Source organism: Paenibacillus sp. FSL H3-0286 (genome assembly GCF_045040705.1).
GTDB lineage: Bacteria > Bacillota > Bacilli > Paenibacillales > Paenibacillaceae > Paenibacillus_AQ > Paenibacillus_AQ odorifer.
Genome location: NZ_CP150285.1, coordinates 6569635 through 6582808 on the forward strand (window position 1 = coordinate 6569635; position 13174 = coordinate 6582808).

General features: G+C 46.9%; 10 protein-coding genes. All 10 read right to left on the minus strand.

Annotated features, from left to right (window positions below; all coding sequences use genetic code 11):
• Positions 1 to 40: 40 nt before the first annotated feature.
• Positions 41 to 1276 carry an argininosuccinate synthase gene (locus tag MHB37_RS29360; protein WP_076123861.1) on the minus strand — a complete coding sequence of 412 codons (1236 nt, stop codon included), beginning with the start codon at positions 1274 to 1276 and terminating at the stop codon, positions 41 to 43.
• Positions 1277 to 1568: 292 nt separating this feature from the next.
• Entirely contained in the window at positions 1569 to 2537 is a 969-nt protein-coding gene (gene argF, locus MHB37_RS29365) for an ornithine carbamoyltransferase (protein ID WP_036678521.1), read from the minus strand.
• Positions 2534 to 3820, minus strand: a complete 1287-nt coding sequence (locus MHB37_RS29370) for an acetylornithine transaminase (protein ID WP_405168780.1) — start codon at positions 3818 to 3820, stop codon at positions 2534 to 2536. The genes argF and MHB37_RS29370 overlap by 4 nt, the downstream gene beginning before the upstream one ends.
• A gap of 69 nt (positions 3821 to 3889) precedes the next feature.
• On the minus strand, positions 3890 to 4720 hold the full coding sequence (gene argB, locus MHB37_RS29375; RefSeq protein ID WP_076192417.1) for an acetylglutamate kinase: 831 nt from the start codon (positions 4718 to 4720) through the stop codon (positions 3890 to 3892).
• 41 nt (positions 4721 to 4761) lie between these two features.
• On the minus strand, positions 4762 to 5994 hold the full coding sequence (gene argJ / locus MHB37_RS29380) for a bifunctional ornithine acetyltransferase/N-acetylglutamate synthase (RefSeq protein WP_076192414.1): 1233 nt from the start codon (positions 5992 to 5994) through the stop codon (positions 4762 to 4764).
• Positions 5995 to 6014: 20 nt separating this feature from the next.
• Complete coding sequence (argC, locus tag MHB37_RS29385; protein WP_076192412.1) at positions 6015 to 7070, minus strand: N-acetyl-gamma-glutamyl-phosphate reductase; 1056 nt, start codon at positions 7068 to 7070, stop codon at positions 6015 to 6017.
• Between the two features lie 177 nt (positions 7071 to 7247).
• Positions 7248 to 8132 carry a YitT family protein gene (locus MHB37_RS29390; protein ID WP_036678511.1) on the minus strand — a complete coding sequence of 295 codons (885 nt, stop codon included), beginning with the start codon at positions 8130 to 8132 and terminating at the stop codon, positions 7248 to 7250.
• Positions 8133 to 8234: 102 nt separating this feature from the next.
• A protein-coding gene (prfB, locus tag MHB37_RS29395; RefSeq protein ID WP_139329815.1) for a peptide chain release factor 2 occupies positions 8235 to 9348 on the minus strand; the annotation gives its coding sequence in 2 pieces (ribosomal slippage) (positions 8235 to 9275 and positions 9277 to 9348; 1113 coding nt in all).
• Positions 9349 to 9715: 367 nt separating this feature from the next.
• Entirely contained in the window at positions 9716 to 12223 is a 2508-nt protein-coding gene (gene secA / locus MHB37_RS29400; protein ID WP_036678509.1) for a preprotein translocase subunit SecA, read from the minus strand.
• A gap of 269 nt (positions 12224 to 12492) precedes the next feature.
• Positions 12493 to 13041: a ribosome hibernation-promoting factor, HPF/YfiA family gene (gene hpf / locus MHB37_RS29405; RefSeq protein ID WP_036678506.1), complete on the minus strand. Its 549-nt coding sequence runs from the start codon at positions 13039 to 13041 to the stop codon at positions 12493 to 12495.
• Positions 13042 to 13174: the final 133 nt, after the last annotated feature.

Consider the following 13174-nt stretch of genomic DNA (forward strand, 5'->3'; position numbering starts at 1 on the left):
ACGGCCTTCGGGGTTGCCCGTTTAAGTTTATGTTATCGTACTATTTAGAAGCTCCATTTACACCTGTAGAAACTTTAAGGCGCAATGCGTTCAAGTGGATAAAACCAGTGGCATCCCCTTGATCATAAGCTTGTGTAGGATCAGCTTCCATCGTTGCAATCTCAGGATTGTACAGGCTGACTGGGCTCTTCACTCCAGCGCCAATGATGTTGCCTTTGTACAGTTTAAGACGAACAGTACCCGTTACATTTTGTTGGCTCTGTGTTACAAGAGCTTGCAGTGCGATACGCTCTGGAGCGAACCAGAAACCGTTATACACCAAAGTGCTGTAACGAGTGATCAGGCTGTCACGCAGGTTCATCACTTCACGGTCCATCGTGATGGATTCCATTTTGCGATGAGCGACGAACAGGATTGTTCCACCTGGAGTCTCATACACGCCGCGGCTCTTCATGCCGACAAAGCGGTTCTCAACCATATCCACACGCCCGATACCGTGTTTACCACCTAGCTCATTCAGTGTCTCCATAACTTGAAGTGGGGATAAGGATTCACCATTCAGGGCTACACAGTCTCCCTTAACGAATTCGAGCTCCAAATATTCCGCTTCATCCGGAGCATCCTCAGGAGCGTTGCTCAGCAGGAACATTCCTTTGTTCTCTGGTGCACTTGGATCGAACCAAGGATCTTCCAGTACGCCGCTCTCATAGCTGATGTGCAGCAGGTTACGGTCCATCGAATACGGCTTCGCCGCAGAGGCTTGTACCGGAATATCATTAGCTTCCGCATAAGCGATCATTTCCGCACGACCTGGGAATTGATTGCGGAACTCTTCCAGACGCCAAGGTGCAATCACCTTGATGTTCGGAGCCAATGCAGCTACGCCAAGCTCGAAACGGACTTGGTCGTTCCCTTTTCCTGTCGCGCCGTGCGCGATAGCCGTTGCGCCTTCAGCGATGGCGATATCTACCATGCGCTTGGCGATCAATGGACGAGCAATACTAGTTCCGAGCAAGTATTGGCCTTCATAAAGGGCACCAGATTGGAACATTGGATAGATGAAATCGCTAGCGAACTCATCGCGCAGGTCGTCGATGTATACTTTCGATGCGCCAGTAGCGAGTGCTTTTTCCTCCAAACCGTCGAGCTCTTCCTTTTGGCCGATATCGGCTGTGAAGGCGATGATCTCCGCGTCATAAGTCTCTTTAAGCCATTTTAAAATAACAGATGTATCCAATCCGCCGGAATAGGCGAGTACAATTTTTTCTTTAGCCATGGTGTGGCAACTTCCTTTCGTGTGGGCTATATAAATTAAAATAAACGTGCCTTTGCCAGCACTCTGACGATAAATCGCAATTACACTGAATATTTGGACTTCCGGTCGCTGTTATCATCAGATTTCTTTTATTTCAAACCGCATTGTGCGGATAAAATCTGATGATAAAGGCGAACGCTACGCTCCTACAGTTCCAAAAATTCCGCTCCATTACTCCATCGTCCAAAGTCTAACTTCGCCCAACATTAATTCAATTTATATAGTGATTTATATTTTATATTTTTTAAATTCCTTAACTCATCAACGCAGCCATTAAAGCTTTTTGCGCATGCAGGCGGTTCTCAGCCTGATCAAAGATCACCGAGTTAGGGCCGTCAATCACGCCTGTGCTGACCTCTTCCTCACGGTGGGCTGGCAGGCAGTGCAGGAAGAGATAGTCGCTCTTAGCGCCTTTTACAAGCTCCTCATTGACCTGATAGTCCTTGAATGCCGCTTCACGTGCCTTTTGCTCCTCCTCGAAGCCCATACTCGCCCATACATCTGTATAGATGACGTCAGCGTCTTGTACAGCTTCTTGCGGGCTGCGAGTGACCACAATCTTCGCTCCGGTTTCTTTAGCGATCTCACGAGCTTCTGCGACAACCGCTGCATCTGGCTCATAACCTTCCGGTCCGGCGATAGATACGTCCACGCCCAGCTTAGCTCCGCCAATCATTAAGGAATGCGCCATATTGTTGCCATCGCCGATGTAAGCCAGCTTCAGGCCCTTGAGCTTTCCTTTGTGCTCATAAATCGTTTGATAATCGGCCAGCACTTGGCAAGGATGTGCCAGGTCACTAAGACCGTTGATTACGGGAATAGAGGCATAACGAGCGAGATCCTCAACCTTGTCATGACCGAAGGTACGGATCATAATCCCGTCGAGATAACGCGACATTACTTGCGCTGTATCTCCAACAGTTTCTCCGCGTCCCAGCTGGATATCATTTTTGCTCAAGAAAAGGGCATGCCCTCCCAGCTGATACATTCCAACTTCAAACGACACACGCGTACGTGTAGAGGATTTTTCAAAAATAAGACCAATCGTCTTTCCCTTCAGCGGCTGAAATTCTTCGCCATTTTTCTGTTTCTTCTTCAGCTCAATCGCCGAATCAATCAGATACGTAATTTCCTCCGGGCTGTAGTCGTTCAGCTCCAGTAAATCACGGCCTTTCAGTTGCTGCGCAATGGTGTGTTTATTACTCTGTACGCCCTGACTCATGAGCTTACCTCCCCGTTTGCTTGTTTAGCATAAGTATGAATGAGTTCGCATAGGATGTCCACCGCTTGGTCGATCTCCTCTTTGCTTACATATAGATTAGGCAGCAGACGAAGAACATTAGGACCGGCTGTCACGAACAACAGGCCTTTCTTTTGTCCAGCCAGTACAATATCGCCTACTGGGGATTGACATTCAATCCCGATCAACAGCCCTTTACCACGGATATCCTTCACAAAAGAACAGTCCGCCAGCTTCTCTTTCAAAAGACCTGTCAGGTATTTACCCATTTCTTCGGCGCGCTGTGGAAGCTCATCTTCCAGCATCGTCTCAATCGTCGCTGCCATAACAGCTGTTGCTAGCGGTGTTCCCCCGAAGGTGGACGCATGGCTGCCCGCTGAGAAGGCTTCACGCAAATATCCTTTGCCAAGCATTAAACCTGCCGGGAACCCACTAGCAATCCCCTTTGCCAAGGTGAAAATATCCGGTTCAATTCCATAATGCTGATGAGCGAACAGCTTGCCTGTACGTCCCATACCTGTCTGTACTTCATCTACAATCAGAAGCAATCCGTGTTTCTTACACAAGGCCACTACAGCGTTCAAGAACTCAGGTTCTACCTCAAGCACGCCACCCTCTGCAAGTACCATCTCCAGCATGATAGCAGCTGTATGATCTCCGATAGCAGCTTCTAACGCTGGGAGATCATGCAAGGGTACGGTCTTGAAACCTGCTGGAAGCGGCAGGAAGCCTTCTTTTACCTTTTGCTGGCCTGTAGCTGTTAGTGTTGCCAGTGTACGTCCATGGAAGGATTGTTCGAATGTGATAACCTCATAACGGTCGACACCTTTAATCTTCTGATGGTAACGGCGGGCCAGCTTAATAGCAGCCTCATTCGCTTCTGCCCCGCTATTGCAGAAAAATACTTGATCAGCGCAGCTATTCTCTGTCAGAAGGTTGGCAACTTTATCTTGTCCCGGAATATGGAACAGATTCGAGACATGCCAGAGCGTATCAATCTGATCCTTCAGCTTAGCGCCGACTTTTTCAGGAGCATGACCTAGACTGGTCACAGCCAATCCACTGGTGAAATCCAGATACTTATTGCCTTTATCATCCCATACCCAGGTGCCCTTGCCTTTAACTAAGCTGATATCATATCTGGCGTAAGAAGGGAACACTGCACTCAGCTTGCCTGCTGCAACATCCGATGTACCTGATCCTACTGTATCGGTCTGCTGTGCCCCTGCTTGCGAATCCAACTCCGCTTGTGTAAGCTTGCTCATTCTAAGTCACTCTCCCATCGGCTGCTCCTGTGAACAGGCTGCGCCTCTAATTTGTATTCATCTATGATTCTACGAACGAATAATACGTGTACCTATCGCTTCACCTTGCAGTACTCGACTAAGCACCCGTGGTTCTTTTCCATCCACAATGATAACCTCTGATACGCTGCCCTGAATGCAATCGATAGCTGCCCGAACTTTGGGGATCATGCCACCGTAGATTTCCCCACTTTTGATCAAGGCTTCGATTTCCTGTACAGTAACGGAGGGAAGCACAATCTTTTCACCTTCCACTGTACTCAAGATGCCTGGCACATCTGTGACGACGATCATTTTGGGAGACTCCACATAGGAAGCAACTGCCCCTGCTGCCGTATCTGCGTTAATATTGTAGCGCTGACCTGCTGCATCTACTCCGATAGGTGCAATGACAGGAATATAACCCATCCCAACAATACCAGTTACGATCTCAGCCTTAACTTCCGTTACTTCTCCTACCAAACCTACTTCGGCGCTGTTCGCCACTGGTTTAGCAATAATCATATTGCCATCGATGCCCGAAAGCCCCAGAGCTAGACCGCCACTCCCTTGAATTCGCCGGACAATCGCCTTGTTTATACTCCCTGCCAGCGTCATCTCTACAACATCTAGTACTTCCTCGGTGGTTACTCGCAGGCCATTCACAAAGCTGCTTTCAATGCCCAGTTTCGCTAGATTCTCGGAAATGGCTGGCCCTCCACCATGAACAATTACTGGCTGAATGCCCTCCTCCTGCAAATCTCGCAAATCCTCAAAAAAAGAATCAGGTAGAGCCGCAAGCGTACTGCCGCCGCATTTCATTACAAACAATCCACTACCATCTAAAGCATCTATAAGTTCAAGCTCGCTATTTAGCGTCATATAATCGATATCCTTCCCTTATGGGCTTAACACGCCATAAATCAAGTGCGATATGCGGCGTTAATACGCACATAATCGTAAGTTAGGTCACAGCCCCAAGCCGTTGCTTTTCCACTTCCATCATGCAGATCTACAGTGATCAGCACAGTTTCACTTTTTTGCAAATAGGCCAAAGCCTTTTCCTCGTCAAAAGCGACTGGCTTCGAGTGCAAAAGCACCTCAATATCCCCTAACGAGATGTTCACATGCTCCGGCGATACCGGAACACCCGCGCGTCCAACCGCAGCAATAATCCGCCCCCAGTTCGCATCCGCTCCAAAAATAGCAGATTTCACTAGACTAGAACCAACCACTGTCTTGGCAATCGCTGCCGCCGCCTCATCATGAACAGCACCATTCACTTGAACCTCAATCAGGTGAGTTGCACCTTCGCCATCTCGAGCAATCGCTTTGGCAAGCGTCTGGCACACATAAGTGAATCCAGCAGCAAAAGCGTCCCAATCCGGATGCAGCCGTGTCAGCTTCTCATTACCGGCAAGCCCACTCGCCATCGACACTAACATATCATTGGTGCTAGTATCTCCATCGACTGTAATCATATTAAAAGTAACATTCGTAGCTGAACGTAAAAGACTAAGTAAATCCTCCGCTGCAATATCAGCATCCGTGGTCATAAAGCCAAGCATGGTAGCCATGTTAGGATGGATCATCCCTGAGCCCTTTGCAGCTCCGGCAATTGTAACTTCTACACCGCCAATGAGCACCTTCACGGCGATCTCTTTTTTAACTAAATCAGTGGTAAGTATAGCTTGGCAGAATTCCTCCGCGCCAATAGCTCCTCCGTCCAGCTTCTCTGGTATTGCAGTAATTCCGGTACGTACGCAGTCCATCTTCAACAGTTCACCGATAACTCCAGTCGAAGCAACAGCCACATCATTAACGGCCACACCTAAATGCTGAGCCGCAGCAGCGCGCATCTCATAAGCATCTGCTTCACCTTGTTCGCCTGTGCAGGCATTGGCATTCCCGCTGTTCACGATAACCGCCTGCAATACTCCGTTCGAAAGGCTTTCCCGAGTCACTTTCAGCGGGGCCGCCTGAAAAACATTCGTAGTATACACGGCCGCAGCCGTTGCCGGAACTTCACACAGAATCACTCCGAGATCGTTGCGATCTGTTTTTTTCAATCCACAATGCAATCCTCCGGACCTAAAACCGTTAGGTGAAGTGATGCTTCCACCCTCCAAGGTGGTAAATAACTCAATCTCGCTCATATTATTTGTACCGCTGATCCTTATGGATACACAGGTGTGTAGCCGAGGCCAAGGGTTTCCTCCCATCCCATCATCAAATTAAGGTTCTGTATTGCCTGCCCTGCCGCACCTTTTACAACATTATCAATGACGGAGACTATGGTCACCCGCCCTGTACGAGCATCTGTTGCAAATCCAATATCACAATAATTAGAGCCGCTAACTTCTTTTGTCGCCGGAATCACACCTACATCACGCACCCGCACATATGGCCGGCCCGCATAATATTCACGGTATAAATTCACAAAATCCTGCTCCGTATAATTGTCCATCATCCCTGCATACATCGTACTCATAATTCCCCGGCTCATCGGCACGAGATGTGTGGTGAACGTTACCGTTACCTTTTCTCCCGCAATCTCTGTGAGCGTCTGCTCAATTTCTGGTATATGTTGATGCTTATTGATTTTATAAGCTTTAAAGTTCTCATTAATCTCTGCATAATGTACCATCAGGCTTGTTCCGCGTCCTGCTCCAGTAACTCCTGATTTCGCATCAATAATAATACTGTCGTGCTTAATCCAACCTGCCTGAATTGCAGGAATTAGTCCAAGAAGTGTAGCTGTAGGATAACAGCCTGGATTAGATATAAAATCAACCCCAGCCGCACGCTCTCCAAACACCTCGCAAAGTCCGTATACAGCCTGCTCTAGATATTCATCAGCCGGAGCGGGATGTTTATACCAGTGCTCATACTCTGCACCATCCTTCAATCGGAAATCACCGGACAGATCCACGACCTTAAGTCCAGCTTCCAGCAGCTGCGGCACCAGCTTTGCGCTCACACCCGACGGCGTTGCCGTAAATACCACATCCGCCCGCTCAGCCATCTGAGCCGGGTCAACGCCATCCAGCCTTCGATCAATGATGCCCGTCAAATGCGGAAAACCTTCCTCTATAGCATCCCCTGCACTTGATGAGGAAATTACCGAAGTAATCTCTACCTTAGGATGACTTTGTAGCAGCCGAATCAGCTCTACGCCCCCATAACCCGTTGATCCAACAATCGCCGCTCTCAGCTTGCCTTCCACTGTCATCCCCACTTCCTGCTTATCATGAATTATAATAAATAATATAATGCATACCGTCTTAGAAATATGTATTATTATACGACTGAATTAATATAAATACAACACATAGTGTTAACTTTCTTTATTCCTAAATATAATTCTATTTACAAAAAAAGAGAAGCGTAGCTTCTCCTTTCGGAGAAATTACACTTCTCTTTTAAAGCCTTCACCCAGCACCTCATGCGCCTCAGTTATAATCACAAAAGCACTAGTATCTACCGATTGAACAATCGCTTTTAATCTGGAAACCTCATTCTGACCTACTACAACCATTAGCACCGTACGCTCATCACCAGTATAACCGCCATGTGCATCCAGCTTCGTCAGACCCCGATCCAGATCATTCAAAATCGCCTCAGATATTTCTTCCGTCTTGTCCGAGATTATGTAAGCCACCTTTGTATAACGGAAGCCTACCTCTATCGCATTAATGGCCTTACCTGTAACAAACAGACCGATCAGTGCATACAGTGCTTGTTCCATACCGAGTATAAAAGCAGCCAGCACAATGACCGTCCCGTCCAGCAGCACTACAGAAATCGAGAAGCTGAGACCGGATATCTTTTGAATAATCTGCGCCAAAATAGTAAGTCCACCTGTCGAGCCCCGTCCGCGGAACACAAGACCTAACCCCACCCCCACACAGATACCGCCATAAATGGAGGCTAAGAGTGGATTGGTGGTAGGTGCAGGCAAATCTTTTGTCAACAAGATAAAGAGCGGCAACACAAAGCTCCCAAGGAGCGAGCGAACTCCGTATTGTTTACCCAAGAAGATTACCCCGAGTACAAACAACGGAATATTAAGCGCCCATTGCGTAAATGCCGGCTCAGCCCCAAACCAAGCTTCAGCCAATACCGACAGACCGGATACACCACCAGAAGCAATATGATTAGGCAGAAAAAAAAGATTAAACCCCAGCGCTGTAACTAGCGATCCGAGCAAAATTAACATCGTATCCACCACATGTCGGAGTGGGCCATTCAGAGGAATCAGTGGGGGTTTATTACGTGAATTGACTTTTTGCATTTCAAAGGCTCTCCTTAAAGTGTCATCTTGCTCTACGAAAGAAGAAACGGCCATCCCATCCTAATCCATGAATGGTATCCGTTTCCCCCGAAACTTTCTCTTTTATTCTGCCTCAATCTTGATCTGGCTACGCAGGTAACCATCAATGAATACATCAATATCTCCGTCCATAACAGAACCCACATTCCCCGTTTCCACGGAAGTACGGTGATCCTTAACCATGTTATACGGATGGAATACATAGGAACGGATCTGACTGCCCCAAGCAATATCGGATTGCTCACCGCGAATCTCATCCAAATGCTGTTGCTGTTCTTGCAGTTTACGCTCATACAACTTGGAACGCAGCATCTTCATTGCTTGCTCGCGGTTTTTGATCTGTGAACGTTCGTTCTGACAGGTTACCACCACACCCGTAGGTAAGTGAGTAATCCGCACCGCAGAGTCTGTGGTATTGATATGCTGTCCACCGGCGCCGCTCGCCCGATACGTATCGATCTTCAAATCCTCAGTACGAATTTCAACTTCTACATCATCGGCAATTTCCGGAACGACATCACAGGATACAAAAGAGGTATGCCGTCTGCCCGAAGAGTCAAACGGAGAAATCCGTACTAGCCGATGTACACCTTTTTCAGCTTTCAGATATCCGTAGGCGTTGAAGCCTTTAATAAGTAATGTGACACTCTTGATTCCCGCTTCATCACCCGGTAAGTAGTCCAGCACCTCAACCTTGAATCCACGTTTTTCAGCCCAACGGGTATACATCCGCAGTAGCATCTGGCCCCAGTCTTGGGATTCCGTACCGCCCGCACCTGGATGGAGCTCAAGAATAGCATTCAGCTTGTCATACGGCTGGTTAAGTAGCAATTGCAGCTCGAATTCATCCACTTTGCTGCCTAAACTGCTGATCGTCTCCCCAATCTCTGCCGCAAGATCTTCATCGCCCTCTTCATCCGCAAGCTCTGCCATCATCGCAGCATCGTCGTATTCTTGTTGCAGCTTCTCGTATTGATCCACGGACGATTTCACGGCATTCATCTCGCCGATCACGCTCTGTGCCTGCTCTGGATTATCCCAGAAGCCTGGAGCAGCCATTTTTTCTTCAAAGTTCGAGATCATCTCTTGCTTAAGATCTAAGTCAAAGAGACCCCCTAAGGTCAGTTAGTTTCTTGCCTATTTCACGCAGATCCTGCTTTACATTAGCTTCAATCATATGGTCACTTCACCTTTCAAAATAGGTTGTTACGGTCGTCGTTATTGGAAAGTTAGTAATGAGTGAATGTTCAGCCATTCCGAGAAGGATTGGACTTCCGATCGCTGTTGTTTCCAGATTCCTTGAATTGATAACCGCATAGCGGTTGGAATCCCGAAACAAAGGCGAACACTCCGTTTCTCCAGTTCCAAACCTTCTCTCCATTCCACATTCACTCAAAGTGCTAAATATCCAAAAAAAGCGACTGGGCCGTAAACGGGGGATACCCCCGGGCCCAGCCGCTCTTTATGGTTAGTATACCCATAGAGATCAGGGTTAAAGACTTACATCTTCAACACCTGAATATGAGCGCTACTAAACGTTTGTCTTATGCGTTTTGACCGTGGCAGTTCTTGTACTTCTTGCCGCTTCCGCAAGGGCAAAGATCATTACGACCAGCTGCCGCCTCAACATGTACCGGACGTTTCTCAGCAGGTTCGCTGTTAGTGGAAATTTTATTTTCCTCTACAACGGATTGACGCTCCTGATTTGTCTCGATGTGAGCCTTCATAATATAAGTAGCTACTTCTTCTTGAATCGTAGCCGTCATAGTATTAAACATTTCGAATCCTTCGAATTGATACTCGCGAAGTGGATCTGTACCACCGTAAGCACGCAGGTGAATCCCTTGACGCAATTGATCCATCGCATCGATATGATCCATCCACTTGCTGTCCACGGAGCGCAGCACGATTACCTTCTCGAATTCACGTACCAATTCTGAACCTAGGCGTTCTTCACGAGCAGCATATTTCTCAAGTACACGTTCAAAGATGTACTCAATGATCTCTTCTGCTTCCTTGCCCCACAGAATATCGCGAGTCAAAGCACCTTCTTCAAGCAGCTTGCTGTTTACGTAATCAGCAACTTCTTGCAGCTCCCAGTTCTCAGGAATATCGTCACTGCAGTGTGCGTGAACAATACGTTCAATAACCGGCTTAATCATTTCAAGTACGATATCTTTAATATTTTCAGACTCCAGAATCTCACGGCGTTGTTTATAAATAATTTCACGCTGTTGATTCATCACGTCATCATATTGCAATACGACTTTACGAATATCAAAGTTATTACCTTCAACACGTTTCTGAGCAGATTCCACAGCACGCGTAATCATGCGGCTCTCAATCGGCTGATCTTCCTCAAAGCCAAGGCGATCCATCATACTCAAAACGTTGTCAGCGCCGAAACGCTTCATCAACTCATCCCCAAGGGACAAGTAGAATTGTGTAGAACCTGGGTCTCCTTGACGACCCGCACGACCACGCAGCTGGTTATCAATCCGGCGCGATTCATGACGCTCTGTACCAATGATATGCAGACCTCCAAGATCTGTCACACCTTCACCTAGAACGATATCTGTACCCCGACCAGCCATGTTGGTAGCAATCGTAACTGTACCTGGCTGACCTGCGTGTGTAATGATTTCAGCTTCCGCAGCATGATGCTTCGCGTTAAGCACTTGGTGTCTAACGCCTTTGCGCTTCAGCATTTCAGATACGAGCTCTGAATTCTCAATCGACACTGTACCCACAAGTACAGGTTGGTTCTTTTTGTGACGTTCTACAATTTCTGCCACTACAGCGTTGAACTTACCGTTCTCACTCTTGTAGACAACATCCGGCATATCTATGCGCTGATTCGGTTTATTCGTAGGGACTTGAAGAACTTCAAGACCATAAATCTTCTTGAACTCTTCTTCCTCAGTTTTAGCTGTACCTGTCATACCGCCCAATTTGCGATACATACGGAAATAGTTCTGGAAAGTAATCGTAGCAAGCGTCATGCTCTCATTCTGTACTTCGATTTCTTCCTTCGCTTCAATCGCTTGGTGCAAACCGTCACTATAACGACGGCCTGACATTAAACGTCCTGTAAATTCATCAACAATAACGACCTCACCCTCGTTAACAACGTAGTCTACGTCACGACGCATAATTACGTTTGCTTTCAGGGCTTGGACGATATGGTGATTCAAGGTTACATGACTGTGATCATACAAGTTCTCAATACCAAAAGCACGTTCAGCAGTAGCTACACCTTTTTCAGTCAAGGCTACAGACTTCACTTTGATATCAACTGTGTAGTCTTCTTCAGCTTTAAGCTTTTTCACAAAGCGGTCTGCTGCAAAGTACAATTCAGTAGACTTCTCAGCTTGTCCGGAAATGATAAGAGGTGTACGTGCTTCATCAATAAGAATGGAGTCCACTTCATCAATAATACAGAAATAAAGAGGGCGCTGAACCATTTGTTCTTTATAAAGCACCATGTTGTCACGCAAATAATCGAAACCAAATTCGTTGTTCGTGCCATACGTAATATCGCAGGCGTAAGCATCTTGTTTATCAGCATGGTCCATACCGCTTAGGTTAACCCCAACCGTCATGCCCAGGAAGTTATAGATTTGTGCCATTTGTGCGCTGTCGCGCTGAGCCAAATAGTCATTGACCGTTACTACGTGTACGCCTTTACCAAGCAAAGCATTTAAGTACACTGGCAATGTTCCTACTAGAGTCTTACCTTCACCAGTCTTCATCTCGGAGATTCGGCCTTCATGCAGGGCCATACCACCAATTAACTGTACATCAAAATGCCGCATGCCAAGCGTCCGTTTGGAAGCTTCACGTACGGTTGCAAACGCCTCAGGAAGAATTTCTTCCAAGGTTTCGCCTTTCTCAATACGGGCGCGGAACTCTTCCGTCTTAGCTTTTAAAGCTTCATCGGATAGTGCTACAAATTCCGGCTCCAATCCATTAATTACATCGACTGTCTTCATGAGACGTTTAACGTCACGATCGTTTGTGTCTCCGAATATTTTCTTTACAAGTCCTAGCATGGTTAACCCCTTTCATGCAACACAGATGGTGGAACCGAGCCCATCCTCACAAAATTGAAAGGGCCATTTATAAATTCGATTCCGCTGCTTCATAAATTGTAACAGTTTGTAAGAGATGCCGCAATACAAGGTGTAACAGCCACATTTTTCATATATACGCACAAGAGCCCTATTCGCTATAAGCGAATAGGGGCTCGGTTTAAATTTCCTAGGTTCTGACTAACTCTCGAGGCCCTTTATACTTAGAGCATAACTGGCATCATTGTATCTTAGCCCTGTTCAATCAGTCCATATTTACCATCATCACGTTTGTAAACTACGCTAACTTCCGAGGTGTCGATATTGGAAAACACAAAGAAATTATGTCCTACCATGTTCATTTGCAGAATTGCTTCTTCCACATCCATCGGCTTCATCGTAAAGCGTTTGTTCCTAACCACTTCTAAATCATCATAATCTTGTTCTTCTACAGCAACAGCGGCACTAGCTCCATCCACAAACAGCGTCTTGAGTCCCTCTTGACGGAACTTACGGTTCAGCTTCGTTTTGTGTTTGCGAATTTGGCGTTCCAGCTTGTCCACAACGGCGTCTATGGAAGCATACATGTCATCGCTGCGATCTTCCGCACGAAGCGTCACGCCAGCAAGCGGAATGGTTACTTCCACCGTATGAAGGCCGCGAACTACGCCAAGCGTCACAGACCCTTCAGAGGTAGGGGGTGCTTCGAAATACTTCTCAAGTTTGCTGAGCTTCTTATCAACATACTCTCTCAAAGCGTCGGTCACGTCAATTTGTTGACCTCGAATGGTGAATTGCATGGCCACTCCTCCTTTAGTTACACCTTCATTATACCAAATTGTAAGCGCTAAGTAAAAAGCAATTCCTTACAGCCCTTACATTTAGATAACAAATGTTGTCATAGCGTTCACAAATAAAACAAGTCCGGTAAGA